Here is a 26343-nt window from a genome sequence, read left to right as displayed (position 1 = left end):
GTCTGCAGAATGAACGGAACATCAGGCTGACAATGGCCGTTGCACCTTGATCGACTGGAGGAGTCCGACCGCTATCCACACGGCGAACATCGACGAGCCTCCGTAGGACACGAACGGCAGCGGCAGACCGGCCACGGGCATGATGCCGAGGGTCATGCCGATGTTCTCGAAGGACTGGAAGCCGAACCAGGCGATGATGCCCGCGCACACGATCGTCCCGTACAGCTCGGTGGTCTCCCGGGCGATCACGCAGGCGCGCCAGAGGATGACGCCGAGGAGCACCAGGATCAGGCCCGCGCCGAGGAAGCCGAGTTCCTCGCCGGCCACGGTGAAGACGAAGTCCGTCTGCTGCTCGGGCACGAACTGGCCGGTGGTCTGCGAGCCCTTGAACAGGCCGGAGCCGGTCAGGCCGCCGGAGCCGATGGCGATGCGCGCCTGGTTGGTGTTGTAGCCGACACCGGCGGGGTCGAGCTCGGGGTTGGCGAAGGCCGCGAAGCGGTTGATCTGGTACTCGTCCAGGACGCCGAGCTGCCATATCAGGACGGCCCCGGCGACGCCGGAGCCGAGGAGGCCGATCACCCAGCGGTTGGAGGCCCCGGAGGCGAGCAGCACGCCGAGCACGATGACGACCATGACCATGACGGAGCCGAGGTCGGGCATCAGCATGACGATGCCCATGGGGGCGGCGGCCAGGCAGAGTGCCTTGACGACGGTGCGGTGGTCCGGATGGGCGAGGTCGCCGGCGTCCACGCGGGTGGCGAGCAGCATCGCCATGACCAGGATGATCGTGATCTTCACGAACTCGGACGGCTGGAGGGAGAACCCGCCGCCGATCACGATCCACGCGTGGGCGCCGTTGATGGTGGCGCCGAGCGGGGTGAGCACGGCGAGGATCAGCACGAGCGAGAGGCCGTAGAGGACCGGCACGGCTCCGCGCAGGGTGCGATGGCCGAGCCAGACGGTCCCGATCATCAGCACCAGGCCGATGCCGGTGTTCAGCGCGTGCCGGGCGAGGAAGTAGTACGGGTCGCCCTGGTTCAGGGTGGTCCTGTTGCGGGTCGCGGACCACACGAGCAGGGCGCCGAGGAAGGACAGGGCGAGCGAGGAGAGCAGGATCGGCCAGTCGAGCCGGCGCAGCACGGAGTCGCGGGCGGTGAGCCTGGCCACCGGGCCGCGCTCGGGCGCGTACCGGGAGACGGAGAACTTGTTGGCGGTTGGCATGTCGGTATGGGGTCCTCAGTCGTGCCGTGTCGGGGGTGGCCCGGCGAGTGCCGGCGGGTCCGGGTCCTCCGGGGACGGCGGTACGTACGGCCGGATCTCGGGGGATTCGATGGAGCCGTCGGGGTTGATCCTGGGCAGTTTCGCCTCCGGGGCCGGCAGCAGGGCCCTCTTCGGGTCCGACTTCCCTTCCATGGTCAGACCGTAGATGGCGTTGTAGAGGTTGCGCACGGCGGGGCCGGAGGCGCCGGAGCCGGTGCCGCCCTGGGAGATCGTCATCACGATCGTGAAGTCCTTGGTGTAGGTCGCCAGCCAGGAGGTGGTCTGCTTGCCGTAGACCTGGGCGGTACCGGTCTTCGCGTGCATCGGGATCTTGTCCTGGGGCCAGCCGCCGAAGCGCCAGGCGGCGGTGCCGCCGGGCTCGACGACCATGCGCAGGCCCCGGTCGAGGTCCGCGATGGTCTGGGCACCGATGGGGAGCCGGCCGTGCGACTGGGGCTTGAGCATCTCGACGTGCTTGCCGTCGGGGCTGATCACGGCCTTGCCGACGGTGGGGTTGTAGAGGGTGCCGCCGTTGCTGATGGCGGAGTAGGCGGTCGCCATCTGGATGGGGGTGACCAGGACGTCTCCCTGGCCGATGGCGAAGTTGATGCTGTCGTAGGCCTTGAGCTGGTTGCCTTCGAGGCAGCTCTCGTAGGCGATCTGCTCGACGTAGGTACCGCCGCGCTTGCCCTGCTTGCACCACGAGTTCTTGTTGGCCGCCCAGAAGCTCTGCTTCCACTGGCGGTCGGGGATGCGGCCCTTGACCTCGTTGGGCAGGTCGATGCCGGTCTCCGAGCCGAGTCCGAACTCACGCGCGGTGCGGTAGAACCAGTCGTGGGCGTCCTTCTTGGGGCTGAGGCCGCCGTCGCGCTGCCATTCCTTGTGCCCGAGGGCGTAGAAGACGGTGTTGCAGGAGAACTTCAGGGCCTCGCCGAGGGTGATGGGGCCGTGCCCCTGGGACTCGAAGTTCGCGAAGCTCCGGCCGCCGAGGCTGTAGGAGCTGCTGCACATGTACTTGTCGTTGAACTTGTAGCCGGCCCGGACGGCGGCGCTGGCGGAGACCACCTTGAAGATGGAGCCGGCGGGGGCCATGCCCTGGATGGCGCGGTTGAGCAGCGGGTAGTTCGAGCTCTTGCTGGTGAGCTTGGCGTAGTCCGCGCCGGAGATGCCGCCGACCCAGGCGTTGGGGTCGTAGTCGGGCTGGGAGGCCATCGCGACGATGCGGCCGGTCTTGGCCTCCATGACGACGACGGCGCCCGAGTCGGCCTCGTACTTGCGGCCGGTGATGTTGTCGGTCTCGTTGCGGACGACCTTCATGGCCTGCTGGAGCTCGTACTCGGCGACGGCTTGGACACGGGCGTCGATGCTGGTGACGAGGGTGGATCCGGCGACTCCGGGGTCGGACTTGGTCTGGCCCATGACCCGGCCGAGGTTGTCGACCTCGTAGGAGGTGACCTGGGCCTTGCCGCGCAGCTGCCGGTCGTAGGTGCGCTCGATGCCGGAGCGGCCGACCTGGTCGGAGCGCAGGTGCGGGGAGTCGGTGTCCTTGGCCTTCTGGATCTCGTCGTCGGTGACGGGCGAGAGGTAGCCGAGGACCTGCGAGGTGCGGGCCCCGCCGGGGGCCGGGTAGCGGCGGACGGCGGTGGGCTCCGCGGTGATGCCGGGGAACTCCTCCGGGCGTTCGCGCAGCTGGAGCGCCTGCTGGGTGGTGGCTTCGAGGGTGACCGGGATGGGCTGGTAGGGGGAACCGTTCCAGCAGGGCTTGGGCGTCTGGGAGTCGCAGAGCCGGACCTTGTCCATGACCTCCTTGGGGGTCATGTCCAGGACGTCGGCGAGGCGGGTCATGACGCCCTTGCCCTTGTCCTTCATCTTCATGAGCGCGGTGCGGCTGGCGGAGACGACGAGGCGGGTCTCGTTGTCGGCGAGGGGGACCCCGCGGGCGTCGAGGATCGAGCCGCGCACGGCGGGCTGGACGACCCGCTGGACGTGGTTGCTCTTCGCCTCGTGGTAGTACTCCGCGCCGTTGCGGATCTGGAGGAACCAGAGCCGGCCGCCGAGGGTGATGAGCATCGAGAAGACGAGGACCTGCATGATGACGAGCCTGATCTGCACCCGGGAGGTGCGGCCGGTCTCCGGGACGTTGGTCACGTCTGCTCCTCCCTCACAGTTTCTTGACGCTCTTCACACCCTTGGCCGGCTTGACGCCCTTTATACGGACGGCCTTGTTGGCGCGGACCCGCGCGGTCTTCAGGCGCAGGCCGCCGCGCTGGCTGCCGATGCGCAGGCCGGTGCCGCCCGCCAGCCAGCCGGCGGAGACGTCGGCGGCCTTGTTCGCGGGGCCGCCGCCGGCCTCGACGGCCATCGGGTCGTTCTCCGCCTTACGGGCGAGCGCCATGATCCACGGCACGGTGAACGGCGCCAGCAGCAGGTCGTAGAGCGTGGCGGTGAACACCAGCCCGGTGAGGCCGACGTGGCGGGCGGCGGTGTCGCCGACCAGGGCGCCGACGCCCGCGTAGAGCAGGGTGGACCCGATCGCGGCGGCGACGACGGTCAGCATCGGGCCCCAGGCGGAGCGGAACCGTCCGCCGTCGGGACGGACCAGGCCGGCGACGTAGCCGATGACGCACAGGACGAGCGCGTACCGCCCGGCCGCGTGGTCGGCGGGCGGTGCCAGGTCGGCGAGGAGTCCGGCGCCGAAGCCGATGAGCGCGCCGCTGACGTGCCCGTACACGAGTGCGAGCGAGACGACGGTGAGGAGGAGCAGGTCGGGTACGGCGCCGGGCAGTTGGAGCCGGCCCAGGACGGTGACCTGGATGACGAGGGCGACCACGACGAGCGTGGCCGAGAGCAGGATCCGGTTGAAACGCATGCGGGGTCGGCTCCTAGTCGTCGGCCGGCTGGGCCGCCAGGCTGGCGGACCCGGACGGAGTGACCGTGACGGTGACCGTCGGGGTGGGCTTGGGGGCCTCGGGCTTGGGCGGCAGGACGGCGTCGCGCGGGTCCTCGCGCGGCGGCATCACGACGACGCCCACGATGTCGAGTCGCGAGAAGCCGACGAACGGACGCACCCAGACGGTGCGGGTCAGGTCGCCGCGGGAGGGGTCGACCTTGACGACCTCACCGATCGGGACGCCGGGCACGAAGGGCTTGTTGCCGCGCGAACCGAAGGTGACGAGCCGGTCGCCGGGGCTGACCTTGGCCTTGCCGTTGAGCATCTGGACGGACAGGGCGCGGTCGCCCTGGCCGGTGGCGAAGCCGAGTTCGCCGGTCTTCTCCAGGCGCGTGCCGACGGTGAAGTCGGGGTCGTTGGCGAGGACGACCGTCGCGGTGTCCGGGCCGACGGTGGTGACCCGGCCGACGAGCCCGTCGCCGTTGAGGACGGTCATGTCGCGCTCGATGCCGTCCTTGCTGCCGGCGTCGATGGTGACGGTCCATGAGAAGCCCTGGGCCGCTCCTATGGCGATGACCTCGGCGCCCTTGATGCCGTACTGTCCGGCGCCGGCCCGCTTGAGCATCTCGTCGAGCTCGTGGATGCGGCTGCGGGTCTGGTCCTCGCTGCCCAGCTTGGCCTTCAGCGCCGCGTTCTCGCGCTCCAGCGTGGCGATGCGGTTGTGGCGCTCCCCGGAGTCCCGTACGGCCCCTATGGCGTTGGCGACCGGATCGACCGCGGTCGCCACACCTTCCTCGACCGGCCCGAAGACCGCTGCGGCGGCCTGCCGGGCACCGTCGACCGGTGACTCCTCGCCTGCCCTGATGTCCACCGTGATCAACGCGAACGCGATGGCGATCAGAAGCACCAGGAGCAGCCGGCTTTCTCGTGTGTCCCTCACGTGCGGCGGCCGTGCCTTCCTCGTCGGAATTCTCTTTTGCCTGTATATCAACGATCCGCCGCACGGGCCCGGTAGCACCCGTACGGCGGATCCTTGTGTTCCGCTTGCTCCCTCCCCGGCCGGGAGGGGCGTGGTCAGCGACGGGGCTGAGCGTCCAGGACCTGCTGGAGGGCCTCGAACTCCTCGACGCACTTGCCGGAGCCGAGCGCGACGGAGTCGAGGGGGTCCTCGGCGATGTGGATCGGCATGCCGGTCTCCCGGCGCAGCCGCTCGTCGAGGCCGCGGAGCAGGGCGCCGCCGCCGGTGAGGACGATGCCGCGGTCCATGATGTCGCCCGAGAGCTCCGGCGGGCACTTGTCGAGCGTCGTCTTGACCGCGTCGACGATGGAGTTGACCGGTTCCTCGATGGCCTTGCGGACCTCGGCGGCCGAGATGACGACCGTCTTGGGCAGGCCCGAGACCAGGTCCCGGCCGCGGATCTCGGTGTGCTCGTCCTTGTCGAGGTCGTACGCCGAGCCGATGGTGATCTTGATCTGTTCGGCCGTCCGCTCACCGAGGAGGAGCGAGTACTCCTTCTTGATGTGCTGGATGATCGCGTTGTCGAGCTCGTCGCCGGCCACCCGGATGGACTGTGCCGTGACGATTCCGCCGAGGGAGATGACGGCGACCTCGGTGGTGCCGCCGCCGATGTCCACGACCATGTTGCCGGTGGCCTCGTGGACGGGCAGGCCCGAGCCGATGGCGGCGGCCATGGGCTCTTCGATGATGTGCACCTGGCGGGCGCCGGCCTGCGTGGACGCCTCGATGACCGCGCGGCGCTCCACTCCCGTGATGCCGGAGGGAACGCAGACCACGACGCGCGGGCGCGCCAGGTAGCGACGCTTGTGGATCTTGAGGATGAAGTACCGGAGCATACGCTCGGTGATCTCGAAGTCGGCGATCACGCCGTCCTTGAGGGGCCTCACGGCGACGATGTTGCCGGGCGTGCGCCCGATCATCTTCTTCGCCTCGGAGCCGACCGCCAGGATGCCACCGGTGTTCGTGTTGATGGCGACCACGGACGGCTCGTTCAGGACGATCCCCCGGCCCCTCACGTACACCAGCGTGTTGGCGGTCCCGAGGTCGATCGCCATGTCACGGCCGATGAACGACATGTTGTTCCCCTTGTTCCCCATGAGGAGCGTCTGGCCTTCCAGTTGAAAGCGGCTGCTGTCAGGTCGGCGAGGTGGGTGTGTGGGTGGAGGCCCCATCGTAGTGCCGGGGTACGGACACCGCGCGACGGGACTCCGGCAATCCCGCCGGATCGGATACCCGCCCCCTTAGTGGTGACGACGTGTCCTGCCCAGGCGTTCCCGCTCGTGCCCGGAATTACCTGGGGGCGACCGAAATTACTTCGGTCGCCCCAGGTCATGAGCGCTATTCGGCTGATGTCTCGTCAGGAGGGACTGATCAGAGAGCGGGGAAGAAGAGCTTCAGCTCGCGCTCGGCCGACTCCTCGGAGTCCGAGGCGTGGATCAGGTTCTCCCGGGTGACGGTGCCGAAGTCGCCCCGGATGGAGCCGGGCGCGGCGGCGATCGGGTCGGTGGGTCCGGCCAGCTGGCGGACGCCCTCGATCACGCGCTCCCCCTCGACGACCAGGGCCACGACCGGGCCGCTGGACATGAAGCCCATCAGCGGCTCGTAGAACGGCTTGCCCTTGTGCTCGCCGTAGTGCGCCTCCAGGGTCTCCTGGTCGAGCGTGCGCAGCTCCAGCGCGGGGATGGTCCAGCCGGCCTTCCGCTCGATGCGGCCGATGATCTCGCCGACCAGGCCACGACGGACGGCGTCGGGCTTGAGCAGGACGAGGGTGCGCTGGGTCATGTTGCGGCTCCTTGCGGCATACGGGTGCGGTGGGACGAATCTACAGGGCCGTCCGGGGCGGTCCGGTCGCCCGGGGGCCGGGGGCATCCCGGGCCCGGGGAGATCCGGGGCCCAAGGAGACCCGGGGGTCCGGGCGGCCGGGCCTGCGTCAGGCGGTGTCGGTCGCCGCGGGCGCCGCCGAGGCCTCCTGCGCGGCCGCCCAGCGCTCCTTGATCGAGTCGATCTTCCGGCCGTAGTGCACGGAGCACCACCAGAGGCCGGCGAAGACCGCGCCGAGGAAGAACATCGTCGGGACGACGATCCCGCTCGCGATGAGCCCGATCTGCAGGGCCCAGCCCAGCTGGACCGCGCCCGGCCGCGACAGCATGCCGCACAGCAGCACCGACAGCAGCATGGCGACCCCGCACACCGTCCAGACCGTGGCCTGGGTCAGGTCCGGGTCCTTCATGGCGACCAGCCCCGCGAACCCGATCACGAAGAACTCGCCGATCAGCGTGCTCGCACACAGCGTGCGCATCCTCAGCCCCTCTTCAGCAGCAGGCGGGCCTCGCCCACCGTGATCACGGAACCGGTCACCAGGACCCCGGCCCCTCCGTACTCGGCCTCTTCCTCGGCCAGGGTGATCGCCGCCTCCAGGGCGTCGTCCAGCCGCGGTTCCACCTGGACCCGGTCGCCGCCGAAGACCTCGACGGCCACGGCCGCCAGCTCGTCCGCGCCCATCGACCGGTGGCTGGAGTTCTGGGTGACGACGACCTCGGCGAAGATCGGCTCGAAGGCCTCCAGCACCCCCCGCACGTCCTTGTCCTCGCTCGCGGCGACGACACCGATCAGGCGGCTGAAGCCGAACGCCTCGGTGACCGCCTCCGCGGTGACCGCCGCGCCGGCCGGGTTGTGCGCCGCGTCCAGGATCACCGTCGGGCTGCGCCGCACGACCTCCATGCGGCCCGGCGAGGCCACCGACGCGAAGGCCTTCCGCACGGTGTCCACGTCGAGCTCCCGGGCGTGCTGCCCGCCGACCCCGAAGAAGGCCTCGACCGCGGCGAGCGCCACCGCCGCGTTGTGCGCCATGTGGGCCCCGTACAGCGGCAGGAAGATGCCGTCGTACTCGCCGCCCACACCGCGCAGCGTCAGCTGCTGCCCGCCGACCGCGACCTCGCGCGAGACGACGCCGAACTCCATGCCCTCGCGGGCCACCGTCGCGTCCACCTCGACGGCCTTCTTCAGCAGCACCTGGGCCGCGTCCACCGGCTGCTGCGCCAGGATCACGGTCGCGTCCTGCTTGATGACGCCGCCCTTCTCCACCGCGATCTCACCGGGCGTGGAGCCGAGCCGGTCGGTGTGGTCCAGGCTGATCGGGGTGATCACGGCGACGGAGCCGTCGATCACGTTGGTCGCGTCCCAGCTGCCGCCCATGCCGACCTCGACCACGGCCACGTCCACCGGGGCGTCCGCGAAGGCCGCGTAGGCCATTGCGGTCAGCACCTCGAAGAAGGACAGCCGGAACTCCTCGGCGGCGTCGACCATCTCCACGTACGGCTTGATGTCGTGGTACGTCTCCACGAACCGGTCGGCCTCGATCGGCGCCCCGTCGAGGCTGATGCGCTCGGTGATCGACTGGACGTGCGGGCTCGTGTAGCGGCCGGTGCGCAGCTCGAAGGCGTTCAGCAGGGCCTCGATCATGCGGGCCGTGCTGGTCTTGCCGTTGGTCCCGGTGATGTGGATGGAGGGGTACGCGCGCTGCGGCTCGCCGAGGACGTCCATCAGCGCCGCGATCCGCGACACCGAGGGCTCCAGCTTGGTCTCGCCCCAGCGCGTGGAGAAGCTCCTGCTCCACCTCCAGCAGCGCCTCGGCGACCTCCGGGTCGACGGGCCGGGCGGGCACCGGGTCCCCCTGGGGCGGCCCGGCATGGGCACGCAGGGTGCGGCTGCCGGCCTCGATCACCGCCAGGTCGGGGTCGCGGTCGGACTCTTCCGCCACGATCTGGTCGAACTCGTCGAAGGCACCGGGGAGGTCTTCGTCGTCGCGGCGGTCGTGGCTCTCGGGCTGCTGGTCACTCACAGGGCCAGTCTACGGACGGCCACCGGAAGGACTTTCGGCCCGGCCGTTTCGGGACCTTCGGCGCCGGGAGCGACCTGATCGTTATGCAAGCCTTGCGAGCAGCAGATAGGGGAGCAAATGCCGCAGGCCAGCACCAACAAGACAGCTTCCAGCCGCGACATAGGGATCGACCTGGGGACCGCCAACACCCTCGTCTACGCACGCGGCCACGGGATCGTCCTCAATGAGCCGTCCGTGGTCGCCGTCAGGGCGGGCACCACCACCGCCCTGGCCGTCGGGGCGGACGCCAAGGAGACCATCGGCCGCACCCCGGGGTCGATCACCGCGATCCGCCCCCTCAAGGACGGCGTGATCTGCGACTACGAGGCCGCCGAAGAGATGATCCGGCACTTCGTGCGCAAGGCGGTCCCCGGCCGGCGCACCCGCACGCGGATGGTGATCTGCGTACCGTCGGGGGTGACCCCGGTCGAACGGCGGGCCATCGTCCACGCCTCCACCCGGGCCGGCGCCAAGGCCGTGCACCTGATCGAGGAGCCGATGGCCGCGGCGATCGGCGCCGGACTGCCCGTGGCGGAACCGCGGGGTTCCATGGTCGTGGACATCGGCGGCGGCACCTCCGAGGTCGCCGTCATCTCCCTCGGCGGCATCGTCACCTCCCGTTCGCTGCGCGTCGGCGGGGACCGGCTCGACGCGGCGATCATCGACCACGTGCGCAAGGAGCACGCGCTCCTCATCGGCGAGCGCACCGCCGAGCACGCCAAGCTGGCCATCGGCTCGGCCTGGCCGGTGCCGGACCGGCCGGAGCTGGAGGACCTCACCTTCACGGTGCGCGGCCGCGAGAAGGTCGGCGGCATGCCGAAGACGCTCGCGCTGGGCGCCGCGGACGTACGGGCCGCGCTCGACGAGCCGGTGGAGGCGATCATCGCGGCGGTGCGCGGCACGCTGGAGGAGTGCCCGCCGGAGCTGTCGGGCGACGTGATGGAGCACGGCATCGTCCTGACCGGCGGCGGCGCCCTGCTGCCCGGCCTCGACCTGCGCATGGCCTCGGCGACCGGCATCCCGGTCTTCGTCGCGGACGACCCGCTGGACTGCGTCGCGCTGGGCTCCGGCCGCTGCGTGGAGGACCTGGACGCGCTCCACGGGCTGCTGACACCGGCCCGGGGGTAGGGCGGGCCGTTCGGCCCCGGGACGTGCCCGGCGGGTCGAGGTCGGACGGTCCGGGCGGGCCGGGCCCGGCCGTGATCCGCCGGACACCCCCTAGCCGCGCGGGAGGGTGGCGACGACCTCGTACGTGGCGTCCGTACGGGTCGCCGTCAGGGTGCCCCCGAGGCTGCGGACGCGCTCGGCCATGCTCGCCGTGCCCGAGCCCGCCGAGACCGGCGCCCGGCCCGCGGTGCGGACCGGCAGGGCGTTGCTGACGGCGATCCGCAGCCGCGGGCCGTCCGCCGCGATCGACACGTCGATGGTCTCGCCGTGCGCGTGCTTGGCGGCGTTGGTCAGGCACTCCTGCACCACCCGGTAGACCGCCGCCTGCCGCAGCGGCGACAGCCCGTGGGCCCCCTCGTCCATGGCCAGCCGGACGGGCGAGCCGGCCCGCGCGCTCTCCTCCGCCAGCGCCGGCAGCCCCTCCACACCCGGGGTCGAGGCGTGCTCGCCCCGCTGCACGATGATCTCGTTGAGCACCAGGTGGGCCCGGCGCGCGGTGTCGGCCAGTTCCTCGAAGTCCCGGGCGTGCGCGGTCTCGCGCGCCCGTACCGACAGCACCTCGGAGCGCACCGTCAGCAGGGTCAGTTCCCGTCCGACGAAATCGTGCACGTCGCGGGCGACGGAGGTGCGTTCCTGCTGGACGGCCTGGAGCACGGCCGACTCGGCCCGCCGGGCCGCCAGCTCCCCCACCAGGTCGTGCCGGTAGGCGGCGATCCCGACCGCCGAGGCGAGGGCCCCGATGGGCACGACGATGCTGAGGAAGCCGCTGAGCGTCTGCCCGTCGGGCTCGGGCCAGCCCGGCACCCAGAACATCACCAGCGCGAAGGCGATGTAGCCGAGCGTGGCCAGGCTCCCCGCCCGGCGACCGCGGAAGCGGCCGACCGAGTAGAGCGCGAACTGGATCAGGGTCAGCTCGTGCAGCCATCCGATGAAGAGCAGCGCGGTCAGGTACGGGATCCACGGCAGCCGGCGGCGCACCAGCAGGGTCGCGCAGCCCAGGGCGAGCACGACGGCCGCGGCGGGTCCGTTCAGCGAGTTGTCGGCGGCGGCGAGGCCCGGCAGGTCGAGGGCCATCAGCCCGAGGCAGCCCAGCGCGGTGAGCACGTCGACGGACCGCGGGGACCCGGCCCAGGTGCCGGTCAGCCGACGGCCGGCGGTCACCCAACGGCGGAACACCGGGGCGACGGGCTTGACGTGCATGCCCTCCATCATCCGTGGTCGGCGCCGCCGATGAGATCCAGCCGCCCGAAAAACGCAGTGATATAGGGCACTTCGGACAGGCCGGAGGTCCCTGCGGCCCACGCCGAAGGCCCCCGCACCGGCGGACGGTGCGGGGGCCTTCGGCGACGTACGGGGCGCTACGCGGCGGGCAGCGTCTCCAGCTGGGCCTGGATCCGGGCGATGTCCGCCTCGGCCTTGGCCAGCCGGCCCTTGATCTTGTCCACGACGTTGTCGGGCGCCTTGGCCAGGAAGGCCTCGTTGCCCAGCTTCGCCTCGGCCTGCGCCTTCTCCTTCTCGGCCGCCCCGAGGTCCTTGGTCAGGCGCTTGCGCTCGGCCTCGACGTCGATGGTGCCCGACAGGTCGAGCGCGACCGTGGCGCCGGCGACCGGGAGGGTCGCGGTGGCGCTGAAGGAGTCGCCCTCGGGCTGGAGCCGCAGCACCTGGCGGATGGCGGCCTCGTGGGCGGCCAGGACGGTGCCGGTCAGGTCCAGGCGGGCCGGGACCTTCTGCTTGTCGTCCAGGCCCTGCTCCTTGCGGAAGCGGCGGACCTCCTTGGTCAGCGTCTGGATGCTGCCGATCTCGGCCTCGGCGGCGTCGTCGCGGAAGCCGCTGTCCCGGGGCCAGTCGGCGATGACCAGCGACTCGCGCCCGGTGAGGGTGGTCCACAGGGTCTCGGTGACGAACGGGACCACCGGGTGCAGCAGGCGCAGCATGACGTCGAGGACCTCGCCGAGGACCCGGGCGGAGACCTTGGCCTGCTCGCCACCGGCGAAGAAGGTCGTCTTCGACAGCTCGACGTACCAGTCGAAGACCTCGTCCCACGCGAAGTGGTAGAGCGCTTCGCTGAGCTTCGAGAACTGGAAGTCCTCGTAGTACGCGTCGACCTGCGCGATCGTCTTGTTCAGGCGGGAGAGGATCCAGCGGTCGGTCGCGGACAGCTGCTCGGCCGCGGGCAGCTCGCCCTCGATCGTGGCGCCGTTCATCAGGGCGAAGCGCGTGGCGTTCCAGATCTTGTTGGCGAACTTGCTGGACGCCTGGACCCAGTCCTCGCCGATCGGGACGTCGGTGCCGGGGTTGGCGCCCTTGGCCAGGGTGAAGCGGACGGCGTCGGAGCCGTACTTGTCCATCCAGTCCAGCGGGTCGACGACGTTGCCGAAGGACTTCGACATCTTCTTGCCGCGCTCGTCGCGGACCAGGCCGGTCAGCGCGATGGTCTTGAACGGGACCTCGCCGTCCATGGCGTACAGGCCGAACATCATCATCCGGGCGACCCAGAAGAAGATGATGTCGTGGCCGGTGACCAGGACGTCGGTGGAGTAGAACTTCGCCAGGTCCGGGGTCTTCTCCGGCCAGCCGAGCGTGGAGAACGGCCACAGGCCGGAGGAGAACCAGGTGTCGAGGACGTCGGTGTCCTGCGTCCAGCCCTCACCGGTGGGTGCCTCGTCGTCCGGGCCGAGGCAGACGACCTCGCCGTCCGGGCCGTACCAGACGGGGATGCGGTGGCCCCACCACAGCTGGCGCGAGATGCACCAGTCGTTGAGGTTGTCGACCCAGTCGAAGTAGCGCTTCTCCATCTCCACCGGGTGGATGGCGACGCGGCCGTCGCGGACCGCGTCACCGGCGGCCTTGGCGAGGGTCTCCACCTTGACCCACCACTGCAGCGACAGGCGGGGCTCGACGGTGGTGCTGCAGCGCGAGCAGTGCCCGACCGAGTGCAGGTACGGGCGCTTCTCGGCGACGATCCGGCCCTGCTCGCGCAGCGCGCCGACGACCGCGGAACGGGCCTCGTAGCGGTCCAGACCCAGGAAGGGACCGTGGACGGTGATGACGCCGTGCTCGTCCATGATCGTCATGTTGGGCAGGTCGTGGCGCTGCCCGATGGCGAAGTCGTTCGGGTCGTGCGCCGGGGTCACCTTGACGCAGCCGGTGCCGAACTCCGGGTCGACGTGCGTGTCCGCGACGACGGGGATGGAACGGTCGGTCAGCGGGAGCTTGATGAGCTTGCCGACCAGGTGCCGGTAGCGCTCGTCGTCGGGGTGGACGGCGATGGCCGTGTCACCGAGCATCGTCTCGGCGCGGGTGGTGGCGACGACGAGGGTGTCCTCGCCCTCGCCGTACCGGATGGAGACGAGCTCGCCCGCGTCCTCCTGGTACTCCACCTCGATGTCGGAGATGGCCGTCAGACAGCGGGGGCACCAGTTGATGATGCGCTCGGCGCGGTAGATCAGGCCGTCGTCGAAGAGCTTCTTGAAGATGGTCTGGACGGCCTTGGACAGGCCCTCGTCCATGGTGAAGCGCTCACGGGACCAGTCGACGCCGTCGCCGAGGCGGCGCATCTGGCCGAGGATCTTGCCGCCGTACTCCTCCTTCCACTGCCAGACCCGCTCGACGAACGCCTCGCGGCCCAGGTCGTGGCGGGACTTGCCCTCCTCGGCGAGCTGCTGCTCGACCTTGTTCTGGGTGGCGATGCCGGCGTGGTCCATTCCGGGCAGCCACAGCGCCTCGTGGCCCTGCATGCGCTTGCGGCGGGTCAGGGCGTCCATCAGCGTGTGCTGGAAGGCGTGGCCCAGGTGGAGGGAGCCGGTGACGTTCGGCGGCGGGATGACGATCGTGTACGGGGGCTTCTCGCTCGCGGGATCGGCGGTGAAGTACCCACGCTCTACCCAGCGCTCGTAGAGCTTCCCCTCTACATCGGCCGGCGTGTAGGCGGTCGGCAGTTCGGAGTCGGGGCTGCTGGGTGTCTGCGTGTTCTCGGTCACGGGGCCCAGTTTAGGGCCGTAACAGTCCAGTCATGAAACCGGTTGGGGAGGGGCCCGGCGCCCTGGCGGGCTTCGGCTTCCGACAGGATGTGAGGAACGTATAAGCAACCTCAGAGGGGGACGCGGGATGAGCTACAACCAGCCGGGGCCTTACGGACAGCAGCCTCAGCAGCCCGGACCGTACGGACAACAGCCTCCGCCGCCCGGCCCGTACGGCCAGCCCGCCCAGCCGGGCCCCTACGGCCAGCCCGCGCCCCCGGCGCCGGGCTACGGCTACCCCCAGCAGCCGGGCGTCCCGCCGCAGGGCTACCCCCAGCAGCCGCCGGCCCCGGCCTACGGCTACCCCCAGCAGGCCCCGTACGGCGGCCAGCCCCCTAAGAAGTCCAAGGCCGGCGTGATCATCGGCGTGGTCGTGGCGGTGGCGGTCATCGCGGGCGGCGGGTGGTACCTCCTGGGCGGCGGCGCGGGCGGCAACATCTCGGCGGACACCAAGGGCTACAAACTGGTCGCCCCGGAGTCGGTGGACGACTTCAAGAAGGACCCGAAGCACCAGGACAAGCCCTTCACCGACAAGGACAAGCAGGAGGCCGAGGCCGCGGGCGTCAAGAACCCGACCAAGGTCTCCATGAACTACCAGGCGGGCGACCCCAAGAACCCGCTCACCGCCAAGGGCCTCAACTTCTCGGGCGTCTACGGCGAGATCGCCGACCCGGAGAAGACCGTGGACGGCTACTTCGCCATGGCCAAGCTGGAGAGCGCCAAGGACGGCAAGTCCGATGTGGAACTCGTGGGCAGCCCCAAGGCGGTGACCCCGGCCGGCTTCGAGGGCGCCGTCATGAAGTGCCAGGACGTCAAGTTCACCGCGAAGGACGCGACCACGAAGGGGCCCAAGGAGGCCACCCTGCCGATCTGCATCTGGGGCGACTACAGCACGCTGGCCATGGTCAGCGCCACGGACGTGGCGTCCATCCTCGCCGGCAAGCCGGGTTACAACCAGGAGCAGACCGGGGAACTCGCGGCGAAGCTCTACAAGACCGCCCGCGTCAAGAACTGACCGGCGACGGAACACGCAGAAGGGGCGCCCCGATCGGGGCGCCCCTTCTGCGTACTGCCCTGCCGCTAGGCCGACTTCTCGTGCGGGCCCTGGTCCTTCGGGACGATGCGGGGGACCAGCGTCGGGTTCACGTTGGAGCGGACCACGTCCGCCGTGATGACCACGCGGGCCACGTCCTTGCGGGACGGGACCTCGTACATCACCGACATCAGGACCTCTTCCATGATGGCGCGCAGGCCGCGCGCGCCCGTCTGGCGGAGGATCGCCTGGTCCGCGATGGCCTCCAGCGCCTCGCGCTCGAAGTCCAGCTCCACACCGTCGAGTTCGAACAGCCGCTGGTACTGCTTCACCAGCGCGTTGCGCGGCTCGATCAGGATCTGCAGCAGCGCCTCGCGGTCCAGGTTGTGCACGGAGGTCAGCACGGGGAGACGGCCGATGAACTCGGGGATCATCCCGAACTTCACCAGGTCCTCCGGCATGACCTCCTGGAACTGGTCGCTGGCCTCGATCTCCCGCTTCGAGCGGATCGTCGCCCCGAAGCCGATGCCCTTCGCACCCGCACGCGACTCGATGATCTTCTCCAGGCCGGCGAAGGCGCCGCCCACGATGAAGAGCACGTTCGTCGTGTCGATCTGGATGAACTCCTGGTGCGGGTGCTTGCGCCCGCCCTGCGGCGGCACCGACGCCGTCGTGCCCTCCAGGATCTTCAGCAGGGCCTGCTGCACGCCCTCGCCGCTCACGTCGCGCGTGATCGACGGGTTTTCGCTCTTGCGGGCGACCTTGTCGATCTCGTCGATGTAGATGATCCCGGTCTCGGCCTTCTTGACGTCGTAGTCGGCGGCCTGGATCAGCTTCAGCAGGATGTTCTCGACGTCCTCGCCGACGTACCCGGCCTCCGTCAGCGCCGTCGCGTCGGCGATGGCGAACGGGACGTTCAGCATGCGGGCCAGCGTCTGCGCCAGCAGCGTCTTGCCGGAGCCGGTGGGGCCCAGCAGCAGGATGTTGGACTTCGCGAGCTCGATCGCGTCCTCGCGGCCCTGCGCGCCGCCGTTCTCGCCGGCCTGGACCCGCTTGTAGTGGTTGTAGACCGCTACCGAGAGCGCCTTCTTCGCCGGCTCCTGGCCGACGACGTAGCTCTCCAGGAACTCGTAGATCTCACGGGGCTTGGGGAGTTCCTCCCACCGGACCTCGGAGGTCTCCGCGAGCTCTTCTTCGATGATCTCGTTGCAGAGGTCGATGCACTCGTCGCAGATGTACACACCGGGTCCTGCGATGAGCTTCTTCACCTGCTTCTGGCTCTTTCCGCAGAACGAGCACTTGAGCAGATCGCCGCCGTCACCGATGCGTGCCACGAGGTGCTTCCCCTTCGCCTGGGAGACGCCTGGTTCAGCGCTCCTGGTGCCTCATATCCGACGGTACCTTGCCGGGGGCCCCGTGCGGGGCCCCCTTGACGTGGTTCACACCGCCGAATCCGGTGGTGCGCCCGCGCCGACTGGCGGCAGGGATCAGAGCTTGTTGCTCTTGCGGGTGGAGATGATCTGGTCGACCAGCCCGTACGCGAGGGCGTCCTCGGCCGTGAGGATCTTGTCGCGCTCGATGTCCTCGCGGATCTTCTCGATCGGCGTGGTCGAGTGCTTGGCCAGCATGGTCTCCAGCTGGTCGCGCATGCGCAGGATCTCGTTGGCCGCGATCTCCAGGTCGGAGAGCTGCTCACGGCCGGTACCGCCGGAGGGCTGGTGGATCAGCACGCGGGCGTTCGGCAGGGCCATGCGCTTGCCGGGCGTACCGGCGGCGAGCAGGACCGCGGCGGCGGAGGCCGCCTGGCCCATGCAGACCGTCTGGATGTCCGGCTTCACGAACTGCATCGTGTCGTAGATCGCCGTCAGCGCGGTGAAGGAGCCGCCGGGGCTGTTGATGTAGATCGAGATGTCGCGGTCCGGGTCCATCGACTCCAGGCACAGCAGCTGCGCCATGACGTCGTTGGCCGAGGCGTCGTCGATCTGCACGCCGAGGAAGATCACGCGCTCCTCGAAGAGCTTCGCGTACGGGTCGTACTCGCGCACGCCCTGCGAGGTGCGCTCGACGAAGCGCGGGATGACGTAGCGGTTGTCCACCTGCGGGCCGGAGTAGAGGCCGCTCGCGGAGAAGTTGTTCTGCATCTGGGTGTTCACCATCCTGGTGGCGTTCTGCGGGCTGTCGGCTGCTGGGTAATGACGGTGGTTACCGGGATCAGGCCCCGGTGCCGCCGCCGCCCGGAACGTTGGACGCGGCCGAGATGATCTCGTCGATGAGGCCGTAGTCCTTGGCCTCCTCGGAGGTGAACCAGCGGTCGCGGTCACCGTCGCGGATGATCGCCTCGACGGTCTGGCCCGAGTGGAACGCGGTGATCTCGGCCATCCGCTGCTTGGTGCGCAGCAGGTACTGGGCCTGGATCTTGATGTCCGACGCGGTGCCACCGATACCGGCGGAGCCCTGGTGCATCAGGATGTCGGTGTTCGGCAGGGCGAAGCGCTTGCCCTTGGCGCCACCGGTGAGCAGGAACTGCCCCATCGAGGCCGCCATGCCCATACCGATGGTCACGACGTCGTTGGGGATGTACTGCATGGTGTCGTAGACGGCCATGCCGGCCGTCACCGAGCCACCGGGGCTGTTGATGTAGAGGTAGATGTCCTTCTCCGGCTCGGCGGCCAGGAGCAGGAGCTGCGCCGTGATCTTGTTCGCGATGTCGTCGTCGACCTGCTGGCCGAGGAAGATGATGCGCTCGCCGAGCAGCCGGTTGTAGACATGGTCGCCGAGGCCGCCACCGATGGACGGCTCACCCGCGGCGTAAGGCTTCAGATTCGTCACGTATCCACCTGCTCGTCTCCGACGGCCATGTGCCGTCTCAGCGTCTCGTTCTGGGGCGCGGTCCGGCCGGAGCGGACGGGTCCGCCGACGCCCGGGTATTCACGTGCCCTCGTATTCATGGACCCTAACGCGCAGGTCGGACAACGCCATCCCGCTTCCCCAACTGTTCGCTCGGAGCGCAAGCTCCGGGGGCCTTGCGGGGACCGGCCCGGCGGCCATGCGCAAGGGCCCGTACGCGGCTGCGCACGGGCCCTTCTGAGCACTGCTCGACGGGCTCCGGGCCGGGTTCGTCACCCGGCCCCGCCCGAGGTGTTACTTGGCCTCGTCGGCCTTGACCTCGTCGTCGCCCTCGACGGCGGCCTCGACGGTCTCGGCGGCCGTCTCGACCTCGTCCTCGTCGTCGGAGAGGTCGACGACCTCACCGTTGGTGTCGACGACCTTGGCGGCCTCGACGACGACCGCCAGGGCCTTGCCGCGCGCGACCTCGCCGACCAGCATCGGCACCTGGCCGCCCTCGACGACCGCCTGGGCGAACTGGTCGGGGGACATGCCGGAGGACTGGGCACGGCGCATGAGGTGCTCGGTGAGCTCCTCCTGGTTGACGCCCAGCTTCTCCTTGTTGACCAGGGCGTCCAGGACGAACTGGGTCTTGATGCCCTTGATCGCCTGCTCCTTGGTCTCGGCGTCGAACTCCTCGACCGTCTTGCCCTGGAACTCCAGGTACTTCGCCAGGTCCAGGCCCATCTGGCCGAGCTGGTGGTGCTCCAGGTTGTGCTTGCGGGTGTTGACCTCGTCCTCGAGCAGCTTCTCGGGGATCGGCACCTCGACGAGCTCCAGCAGCTTCTCCAGGACGCGCTCCTGGGCCTGCGTGGCCTGGTCGTACTGCTTCATGTTCTCGAGGCGCGTGCGGCTGTCCGCCTTGAGGTCCTCAAGGGTGTCGAACTCGCTGGCCATCTGGGCGAACTCGTCGTCCAGCTCCGGGAGCTCCTTGGCGGAGACCTTGGTGACCTTGACGGAGACCTCGGCGTCCTTGCCCTCGGCGGAGCCGCCCTTCAGCTGCGAGGTGAAGGTGGCCTCGCCGCCGGCCTCGAGACCGGTGACGGCCTCGTCGATGCCCTCGAGCAGCTCGCCCGAGCCGATGGTGTAGGAGACGTCGGAGGCGACGCCGTCGGGCAGCACCTCGCCGTCGACCTTGGCCTCCAGGTCGATGGTGACGACGTCACCCTCGGCGGCGGCGCGCTCGACGTCCTTGGTGGACGCGAAGCGGTTGCGCAGCTGCTCGACCGACTTCTCGACGTCCTCGTCGGAGACCTCGATGGCGTCGACCTCGACCTCGATGCCGGAGTAGTCCGGGATCTCGATCTCGGGACGCACGTCGACCTCGGCGGTGAAGGCCAGCAGCTCGCCGTCCTTCAGCTCGGTGATGTCGACCTCGGGCTGGCCCAGCGGGTTCAGGTCGGCCTCGTTGACGGCCTCGGTGTAGAACTTCGGGAGGGCGTCGTTGACGGCCTCCTCCAGCACCGCACCGCGGCCGAAGCGCTGGTCGATGACGCGGGCCGGGATCTTGCCCTTGCGGAAGCCCTTCACCGTGACCTGCTGGTTGATCTTCTTGTACGCCGCGTCGAGGCTGTCCTTGAGCTCCTCGAAGGGCACCTCAACAGTGAGCCGAACCCGCGTCGGGTTCAGGGTCTCAACGGCGCTCTTCACGGTTCGGTCTCCTTGTGGCTGACTGCTGGGGGATCTGCCGTCTCGCTGGAATCAGCGGCCCGGCGGACTTCGGCCCGGTACATCAGACACACGGGCACGCAGCTTGCATAGTAGCCGCAAGCGGCAATCAGCCCACAACGCGATCTTGCGGTGGGCCGCCAGTGGTCGGGGTGGCCGGATTCGAACCGACGACCTTCCGCTCCCAAAGCGGACGCGCTACCAAGCTGCGCCACACCCCGTCGGTGCGACACGTAGGGTACATGCCCGGAGACCCTCTGATGCGCGGTGTTTCCGGAGCCGTTTCGGACGGACGGCGGCGCGGGCACGCAATGGGGTGTGCGCTCGGCGGGAACGACCCGCTAGGATGCTGTCCGTGCCGAGGTCCCCGGACCTGCGGCGCGCGCAATGCGGGCGTAGCTCAATGGTAGAGCCCTAGTCTTCCAAACTAGCTACGCGGGTTCGATTCCCGTCGCCCGCTCTGAAGCACGAAGGGCCAGGTCAGAGGAATCTCCTCCGCCTGGCCCTTGGTCGTTCCCGGGTCTGCGATCAGGTCGGCGTGCCCCCTGCGTGCCCCTTCCCCTCCCCCGTGCCCTTTCGCGTGCCCTGGACGAGCTTGCTCAGCGCGTCGGCGATCAGCCGGTCCCGGTCGGCACTGGCGTGCTGGTAGATCAGCGCGGCGCGGGCGGTGCTGTGGCCCATCCTCGCCATCAGCTCGCGGGTGCTGGCTCCGGTCGAGGCGGCCAGGGTGTTCCCCGTGTGCCGGAGATCATGGAAGTGCAGCCCCTTGATCCCCGCCTTCCGGCAGGCCTTGTGCCACAGCAGGTTGAAGTGGTTCCGGCGCGGAGTCGCCCCCTTGGCACCGACGAAGACACGCCCGTCGACCCCCGGTTCGGCGTACGTCTCCAGGTGCTCGCGGATCTCCTGGACGATCACGCCCGGGATGGAGACGGTCCTCTTGCCGGCCGCGCTCTTCGGTGCCTTGATCTCCCGCTGTCCGTTACCCAGCTCCGCGACGGACCGGCGGACGCGGACGGTCCCGTGCTCCAGGTCGACGTCCCGGCGGTGCAGCCCGATCAGCTCGCCCCAGCGCAGCCCGAGGAACCCGGCCATCAGGATCAGCGCGCGGTATCGGGGCTGGACGGCCGCGGCCAGGGCGTAGACCTCCTCGACGGTGGCGGTCGGCCGCTCCGGGGTGTGCACGGTGCTGGCGCCCTTGATCTGGCACGGGTTCCGCCTGATCAACTGGTCCGAGAGGGCCGTCCCGAGGATCGCCCTCAGCAGCGCGTATGCCTTGGCAACGGTGGTGGGCCCGGTGCCGGCGGCGAGCTTGTCGGCACGCCAGCGCCGAACGAGCGGTGCCGAGATCTCCCCCACGTTGACGGCCCCGAAGGCCGGCTCCAGGTGATGCTTCAGCAGCGAGCCGTAGAGCTGTCGCGTGGTGCTGGTGAGCTCCCGCTCCTTGATCCAGGAGGAGGCATACGGACCGAAGGCGACCTTCCCGGCGTCCGGGTCGTGCCAGTCGCCGCGCCGCATCTCGGTCTGCTGGTCAGCGAGCCAATCGTCCGCGTCTCTCTTGGTTCGAAAGGTCTCGGGTGCCGGTCGAACCTGTCCGTCCGGCCCGAGGTACCGCGCCTGATAGCGACCTGAGGGAAGCTTCCGCACCCGCCCGAACTGACGACGCTTTCCAGCCATCAGGCAGCCACCCCCAGACGGCGCCGACGCGGCTCGACGGTGTGGGCGGCGATGTATGCGCGCACGGCACTCTCGGGGATCCGCACGTGCCGACCGACCTTCACGTAAGTGATCCGCCGCTCCTCGACGAGCCGCCGCGGAAACCGGACGGTGGTGCCGAGCAGTTCGGCGACTTGGACGACGCTGAGGTAGCGCTCAGTCATGCTGCCCTCCTTGCAGGGCTTCTCGGGCGGTCTGGCGGTTGAGCTGAATGCCGCGGGCGATGGTGGCGGCGAGGACGGACTCCCCTGGGCTGTGTCCGTGGCCGGCGTATTGCCAGGAGGCGAGGACGAGCACGGTGTCCGGCTCCACGTCTCCCAGGCCCCGGGCTTCCCGCTCCTGCGCCGCTCGGTAGTCGGCCCGTGTCTGTCGCAACGCCCCGAGGGTGGTGGAGTACTGGCGGGATTTGGTCGAGAAGTGCCCGCGGAAGCCGAGCATGTGAGACCACGCAGCGAGGCGGCGGTCCGGGTAGAGCGGGTCGAGGTCGAGGCAAGCCGCAATCAGGCGAGCGGCGTGCTCCGGGACGTCTAGGAGGACCAGGGCCTCACGGTTGCCGATGCGGCGGTCGAGCGTGCCGGTGTTCTCGGCGGCCTTGGTCGCGTACTTGGCGACGTAGGAGGCGACGGCCTGTTCGGTGACGTCGGAGCCATCGCCGAAGGCCTTGATGGGGCGCACGTCGAGCTGTGTACCCCAGCGGAAGGTACGGGCGGGCTGGTCGGCGGCGGCCGGGACTGTGATGGAGGTGTACGTGTGGGCGACGGCCGCCTGGATGGAGCGGTCGAGTAACCCGGTGGTGGCCCATGCCGGCGGCGGGGTGTCGGGACCGCCGGGTCCATCGAGGCGGATCACGGCATGGAAGTGGACGGCGCCGCGCTTCTGGAACTCGGCGACCTTGCCGTAGGAGATCCGCGCGACCTCCTTCAGTTCGCGTTGGGTCAGTCCGGCCGCGGCAGCGATCTCCCGGCGCAGGCGAGTGGTGAAGCGCTGCCAGAGCTGTCCGGCGTGGTTGTTGAAAAGGACGGCGGCGGCGTAGTCGTAGGTGGCCGGGTCGAGGGCGGTGCCGAGTTCGGGCGCGTCTTCCTGGTGGTGCTTGCCGCAGCGGCACGGGCGGCCGGCGGGGCGGTTGTGGACCGGGCCGAAGGACGGCGCGGTGAGGGTGGCGAAGACGCGGGGGTGCTCGCGGACCGCGGCGGGGATGTTCCGGCGGTCGTCCCCGGCGAGCCCGGCCCGGATCAGGTGGTAGGTGTCGCCGGAGTAGGTCCAGGCGCAGGCGGGGCAGCGGGAGGCGCGGCGGTTGCCGCATGCGATGCGGAGCCGGGCACCGGGTTCGTTCTCGGTGGAGTAGCGGTGCAGGACCTCCCCCGAGGTCGTGTCCTTGACGACGCTCCATCCGGTGATGTGGATCGGGTCGGAGCAGCCTCCGGTGCGGCGGATCTGGTCCTCCCAGCGGGCGTAACCGGCAGCCCCGGCCACCTTCAGCATGTCGCCGAGGAGGCCGGGATCCAGGTCCGCGAGGGTCGCGGAGTCGTTCACGCCGTCACCGCCGAGGAGACAGGACCGAACACCGTGAAGACCCGCAGACCGATGCGACCCACGGACGCGGCGAAGAGGAGTTTCCTCCCGCCGGAGGCCTCAGTGAGCTGTACGTCGAGGACGTCCGTGTGCGTGGCCTGCCGCCAGGCCTCCAGGTCGGCCGGGCTGTCGAGGAGGACGTTTGCCTCAGCGGGCGTGCACTGGCTGGTGGTGATGTATCCGCCAGGAAGAGTTGGGTGGAGTTCGGCGAGCCCGGCAAGCATCGCGAACACGGCCACCTGAGCGGTCAGGGGGTTGGTGAGATCGACATCGGTCGGCAAGGGGTCACCGCCCGTTGCCGGGGCGGGGTGGTGCTGGGACATGATGGTGCTTCCTTCCGGATCATCTGGTTCGGGCAGGAGCACGGCGCCGGGACGGCGGAGACTTGGCGGTTGAGGCCGTCCCGGGGCCGGTCAGTGGTGGTGCCGGCCGTTGAGTAGCGAGCGCAGGACGACGGCGCAGACGGCGACCGAGGCGCCGGTGATGGCGACGGCCAGGAGCATCGAGACGAGAACCGCGCCGACGACGAGGACCAGGCCCGTACCACCGGCAACGACGGCTGCAAAACCGGCCGGAGTGAGGCGGACGGCGGGCAGCTGCATGCGAGAGGCCCGCTGGTCGGGCGCAAGTGTCTGCGGGCAGCCGCAGACCGGGGCCGTCCGGTGGTGGGGCTCGACCGTGGTGGTCGGGTGGACGAGCGGGGCGACGAGGCCGGTCGGGAGCGGGTTGACCGGGATCTTGGGCCTGATCATGTGGGTCTCCTTCCGGGGCGGGCTACTTGTTGATCGCGGTGTCGATGGCGGGTGCGAGGAAGCTGTCCGCGAGCAGGAAGCCGCCGAGGAGGATCACGGCGACGAGCCACAGCGGCGGGCGGATGAGCTTGTAGCCGAGTACGCCGACGACGATGAGGGCGAGCCAGAGCGGGACGTCCACGAGCGGTCCTTCCGGTGTCAGCTGACGCGGCAGCGGTGGGAGCGGGCGGCGAGCTGGGCGGCGGTCGACGAGCTGTAGTCGGAGGACCAGCCACAGCCGTCGTTGGTGCAGACGGCGGTGTCCTTCGTGCGGCCGCGCCGGTCGCGGTAGGTGCCGATCTGGACGGGGCCGATCTTCATGAGCGAGCGGAAGTTGATCCGTGCGGGCATCGGAGCTCCTCAGCCGAGCTGGGCGGCGATGGCATCTGCCATCGGGGACGGGACGCCGAGCCGGGCACGCAGGGTCTCGGTGTCGATGGCCGAGCCGGTGCGTGCGCGATGGTCGGCGGCGATCTTCTGGGCGTGGGCGACAAGTGCGGGCGGAACGGTGACCGCAGCCGCAGGCTCCGGGGCCGGCAGAGCGGGGACCGAGGCGGCCCGTACGCCGGGTTCTCTCTCCCGCTCGACCACGGGCGGGAGCTCCGGTTCAGGCTCCGAATCCTGCTCGCTGGGCGGCGTAGGCCGATGGACCAGGAGCGTGCCGCCGAGGAAGGCGAGCGCGGGCCAGCCGGCGACGAGGATCCGGAGCCAGTCCGGGACGTCGCGCAGGTCGAGGAGGCCGGCGGTGGCGACGTTCGCGCCGAGGGAGGCCGCGAGGGCGACGGCGAACCAGGACCAGGCCGAGCACGCGGGCTGTCCGGCGTCCCGCAGGCTGCGTAGGCGGTGCCAGGCGGCGACGAGGAGCAAGTCCACACTGACCGGGTAGGCCCAGGCTTTCCAGCCGTGCTGTCCGGCGGCTTCGGCGAGGTCGTGCAGGTGGGCGAAGGAGAGTGCTCCGGCGATGACAGCTTGGACGAGGACGGCGTCCGGGCGAACCAGGCGGGGCATGGGTTTCACCTCCTTTCAGGCATGGGTGGGGTAGGGACTTGGCGCGTGAGGCCGCGCCGACCGAGTGGGGCCAAGTGCTTAGAAGGCAGTTGCCGCAGTGGGCTTCGGCTGGACTTTGCCAATGAGGACGCGGACCGGGACCGCAGGGCGGAAGGGCTCCAGCTCCGGGATGCTCGGGGTGCGGTGCGCGTGGGCGTTGCAGGTGTCCACGGCCTGTCGGAGCGTGGTGTGCGGGGCACGGATGCGGGACCAGCCGCCGGAGGAGTCACCGGCCACGGCCGTGCCGGGGCGGTCCTTGTCGATCTGGACGGCGGCGAGGACGGCGTCCGGGGAGATGTCCCCGAAGGCCATGTTCGCCGAGGTCTCATCGTTGACGCGGTGAGCGGTGCGGCCGGTGAGCTGGGCCCGGAGCATGGTGATGCCCTTGCCGAGCTCGGAGCCGAAGCGCTGCCCGCAGATCTCCAGGTAGATGCCGGCGGCCCGGCCAAGCTGGGAGAGCCGTACGAGGTGGGTGACGATCTGATCCCGCCGAGCCTCCTCGGCCTTGCTCGCGGCGAGTGCCAGCTCCGCGACCTCATCGACCAGGAGCACGACCGGAACGGGCCGCAGGTGCGCGGGCAGGTCCCAGATGTCTGCGGTGACCTCCGCATCCGGCAGGCCTACGCTGATCCGCTGCTCGGCACGAATGAGCTCATAGACACGCCCCATGTAGGCGACGAGAGCAGCCAACAGATCAGCCGCGGCATCCGGGTTGTCCGCCAGGGCAGTGAACCGCGATGCCAGCGGCGCGAGCTCCACACCGTTCTTGCAGTCGATGCCGACGAGGGCGACGTTCTGCACCGCCAGCCCCGCGACCAGAGTCCGCTGATAGACGGACTTCCCCGACTGAGTCGCGCCGACGTTCAGGGCATGAGGGACGTGCCGGTAGTCCCGGTAGTGGATCTCCCCGTCCTCCCGCAGAGCCACCGGCACCCGGAGCCCCTCACCGGGTATGACCGCTGGCATGCGCACCCGCCTGAGCACGTCGTAGCCCGTCATCCTCAGCTCGACCACGCCGGAGCGGATCTCTCGCGAGACGACGTTGTGGAGTGAGAAGGAGTGGCGCAAGCGGTCGGACGACGCGGAGAAGTCGAAGGCGTCCTGACCGGGCCGGAGTTTCAGCCTGAGCACCAGGCCGGTCGCGGTGGGACGAAGCCACAGGATGCGGGGCGACCGGGCTTCAGGAACAGGTCGGTTGGCGACCCGGGCGAGGGCCAGCCGCCAGCGGGACGGCGGAACGGTGAGCCCGCAGGCGTCCATCACCGAGCGGTAGCGGACCAGGACGCGGACCGCCGCGAAGGTGACCCCGAAGGTCAGCCAGTACCAGGTGGGCCGCAGCCGGCGCAGCAGCAGCGCGGCGATCAGGACCACCGGCAGCGTGACCCATAAGGCGTCCATG

General features: G+C 69.9%; 24 protein-coding genes, 2 tRNA genes and 1 pseudogene. 3 read left to right on the top strand and 24 right to left on the bottom strand.

Annotated elements, in window-relative coordinates; genetic code table 11:
• Positions 1-21: 21 nt before the first annotated feature.
• From rodA to folC, 8 genes and pseudogenes are all read right to left on the bottom strand, one after another.
• Positions 22-1221 carry a rod shape-determining protein RodA gene (gene rodA / locus AC2RP6_RS26080; protein ID WP_486448390.1) on the bottom strand — a complete coding sequence of 400 codons (1200 nt, stop codon included), beginning with the start codon at positions 1219-1221 and terminating at the stop codon, positions 22-24.
• A gap of 15 nt (positions 1222-1236) precedes the next feature.
• A complete protein-coding gene (mrdA, locus tag AC2RP6_RS26075; protein WP_486448389.1) occupies positions 1237-3408 on the bottom strand; it encodes a penicillin-binding protein 2 in 2172 nt (723 codons plus the stop codon).
• A gap of 13 nt (positions 3409-3421) precedes the next feature.
• On the bottom strand, positions 3422-4129 hold the full coding sequence (gene mreD, locus AC2RP6_RS26070; RefSeq protein WP_486448388.1) for a rod shape-determining protein MreD: 708 nt from the start codon (positions 4127-4129) through the stop codon (positions 3422-3424).
• Between the two features lie 13 nt (positions 4130-4142).
• The gene (mreC, locus tag AC2RP6_RS26065; protein WP_486448387.1) at positions 4143-5090 is read right to left on the bottom strand and encodes a rod shape-determining protein MreC; all 948 of its coding nucleotides are present in this window, start codon (positions 5088-5090) and stop codon (positions 4143-4145) included.
• A 134-nt stretch (positions 5091-5224) separates the two neighbouring features.
• Positions 5225-6244: a rod shape-determining protein gene (locus AC2RP6_RS26060; protein ID WP_030008578.1), complete on the bottom strand. Its 1020-nt coding sequence runs from the start codon at positions 6242-6244 to the stop codon at positions 5225-5227.
• Between the two features lie 295 nt (positions 6245-6539).
• Positions 6540-6950 (bottom strand): nucleoside-diphosphate kinase, encoded by a 411-nt coding sequence (gene ndk / locus AC2RP6_RS26055; protein ID WP_030027161.1) that lies wholly within the window; start codon positions 6948-6950, stop codon positions 6540-6542.
• 148 nt (positions 6951-7098) lie between these two features.
• On the bottom strand, positions 7099-7467 hold the full coding sequence (locus AC2RP6_RS26050; RefSeq protein WP_486448386.1) for a DUF4233 domain-containing protein: 369 nt from the start codon (positions 7465-7467) through the stop codon (positions 7099-7101).
• 2 nt (positions 7468-7469) lie between these two features.
• A pseudogene (folC, locus tag AC2RP6_RS26045) lies at positions 7470-8931 on the bottom strand (bifunctional tetrahydrofolate synthase/dihydrofolate synthase).
• Positions 8932-9126: 195 nt separating this feature from the next.
• Here folC and AC2RP6_RS26040 point away from each other — a divergent pair.
• A complete protein-coding gene (locus tag AC2RP6_RS26040) occupies positions 9127-10176 on the top strand; it encodes a rod shape-determining protein (RefSeq protein WP_486448385.1) in 1050 nt (349 codons plus the stop codon).
• Between the two features lie 90 nt (positions 10177-10266).
• On the opposite strand, the gene AC2RP6_RS26035 is transcribed toward AC2RP6_RS26040, so the two are convergent.
• Positions 10267-11415 (bottom strand): sensor histidine kinase, encoded by a 1149-nt coding sequence (locus tag AC2RP6_RS26035; protein WP_486448384.1) that lies wholly within the window; start codon positions 11413-11415, stop codon positions 10267-10269.
• 158 nt (positions 11416-11573) lie between these two features.
• Positions 11574-14195: a valine--tRNA ligase gene (locus AC2RP6_RS26030; protein WP_486448383.1), complete on the bottom strand. Its 2622-nt coding sequence runs from the start codon at positions 14193-14195 to the stop codon at positions 11574-11576.
• A 127-nt stretch (positions 14196-14322) separates the two neighbouring features.
• Here AC2RP6_RS26030 and AC2RP6_RS26025 point away from each other — a divergent pair, with 127 nt between their 5' ends.
• Positions 14323-15249, top strand: coding sequence for a hypothetical protein (locus AC2RP6_RS26025; RefSeq protein WP_486448382.1), 927 nt, complete (start codon positions 14323-14325; stop codon positions 15247-15249).
• A 65-nt stretch (positions 15250-15314) separates the two neighbouring features.
• On the opposite strand, the gene clpX is transcribed toward AC2RP6_RS26025, so the two are convergent.
• The 5 genes from clpX to AC2RP6_RS26000 all read right to left on the bottom strand — a co-directional run bounded on the left by clpX (position 15315) and on the right by AC2RP6_RS26000 (position 20042).
• Complete coding sequence (clpX, locus tag AC2RP6_RS26020; protein WP_030649983.1) at positions 15315-16601, bottom strand: ATP-dependent Clp protease ATP-binding subunit ClpX; 1287 nt, start codon at positions 16599-16601, stop codon at positions 15315-15317.
• 153 nt (positions 16602-16754) lie between these two features.
• Complete coding sequence (locus tag AC2RP6_RS26015; protein ID WP_361607159.1) at positions 16755-17423, bottom strand: ATP-dependent Clp protease proteolytic subunit; 669 nt, start codon at positions 17421-17423, stop codon at positions 16755-16757.
• A 55-nt stretch (positions 17424-17478) separates the two neighbouring features.
• Complete coding sequence (locus AC2RP6_RS26010) at positions 17479-18096, bottom strand: ATP-dependent Clp protease proteolytic subunit (RefSeq protein WP_030026957.1); 618 nt, start codon at positions 18094-18096, stop codon at positions 17479-17481.
• A gap of 312 nt (positions 18097-18408) precedes the next feature.
• Positions 18409-19803 (bottom strand): trigger factor, encoded by a 1395-nt coding sequence (gene tig / locus AC2RP6_RS26005; protein ID WP_486448381.1) that lies wholly within the window; start codon positions 19801-19803, stop codon positions 18409-18411.
• A 162-nt stretch (positions 19804-19965) separates the two neighbouring features.
• Positions 19966-20042: transfer RNA gene (locus AC2RP6_RS26000), tRNA-Pro, on the bottom strand.
• A 168-nt stretch (positions 20043-20210) separates the two neighbouring features.
• Between AC2RP6_RS26000 and AC2RP6_RS25995 the strand changes: the two genes are divergently transcribed.
• Positions 20211-20281, top strand: a tRNA-Gly gene (locus tag AC2RP6_RS25995).
• 68 nt (positions 20282-20349) lie between these two features.
• Here AC2RP6_RS25995 and AC2RP6_RS25990 read toward each other — a convergent pair.
• From AC2RP6_RS25990 to AC2RP6_RS25950, 9 genes are all read right to left on the bottom strand, one after another.
• Complete coding sequence (locus AC2RP6_RS25990) at positions 20350-21495, bottom strand: tyrosine-type recombinase/integrase (RefSeq protein WP_486448380.1); 1146 nt, start codon at positions 21493-21495, stop codon at positions 20350-20352.
• Positions 21495-21698 carry an excisionase family DNA-binding protein gene (locus tag AC2RP6_RS25985; protein WP_053685436.1) on the bottom strand — a complete coding sequence of 68 codons (204 nt, stop codon included), beginning with the start codon at positions 21696-21698 and terminating at the stop codon, positions 21495-21497. Before AC2RP6_RS25985 ends, AC2RP6_RS25990 begins: the two co-directional genes overlap by 1 nt.
• A complete protein-coding gene (gene repSA, locus AC2RP6_RS25980; protein ID WP_486450450.1) occupies positions 21691-23016 on the bottom strand; it encodes a replication initiator protein RepSA in 1326 nt (441 codons plus the stop codon). The genes AC2RP6_RS25985 and repSA overlap by 8 nt, the downstream gene beginning before the upstream one ends.
• A 47-nt stretch (positions 23017-23063) precedes the next feature.
• The gene (locus AC2RP6_RS25975; RefSeq protein ID WP_486448379.1) at positions 23064-23429 is read right to left on the bottom strand and encodes a hypothetical protein; all 366 of its coding nucleotides are present in this window, start codon (positions 23427-23429) and stop codon (positions 23064-23066) included.
• Between the two features lie 90 nt (positions 23430-23519).
• The gene (locus AC2RP6_RS25970; protein WP_486448378.1) at positions 23520-23858 is read right to left on the bottom strand and encodes a SpdD-like protein; all 339 of its coding nucleotides are present in this window, start codon (positions 23856-23858) and stop codon (positions 23520-23522) included.
• A gap of 22 nt (positions 23859-23880) precedes the next feature.
• On the bottom strand, positions 23881-24039 hold the full coding sequence (locus AC2RP6_RS25965; protein ID WP_107048169.1) for a hypothetical protein: 159 nt from the start codon (positions 24037-24039) through the stop codon (positions 23881-23883).
• A gap of 17 nt (positions 24040-24056) precedes the next feature.
• Positions 24057-24248 (bottom strand): mobile element transfer protein, encoded by a 192-nt coding sequence (locus AC2RP6_RS25960; RefSeq protein WP_030819196.1) that lies wholly within the window; start codon positions 24246-24248, stop codon positions 24057-24059.
• 9 nt (positions 24249-24257) lie between these two features.
• On the bottom strand, positions 24258-24905 hold the full coding sequence (locus AC2RP6_RS25955) for a DUF2637 domain-containing protein (RefSeq protein WP_486448377.1): 648 nt from the start codon (positions 24903-24905) through the stop codon (positions 24258-24260).
• A gap of 78 nt (positions 24906-24983) precedes the next feature.
• Positions 24984-26342, bottom strand: a complete 1359-nt coding sequence (locus AC2RP6_RS25950) for an FtsK/SpoIIIE domain-containing protein (protein WP_486448376.1) — start codon at positions 26340-26342, stop codon at positions 24984-24986.
• Position 26343: the final 1 nt, after the last annotated feature.

Source organism: Streptomyces sp. WAC03905 (assembly GCF_057371075.1).
This window is presented reverse-complemented; position numbering and strand designations above follow the sequence as displayed.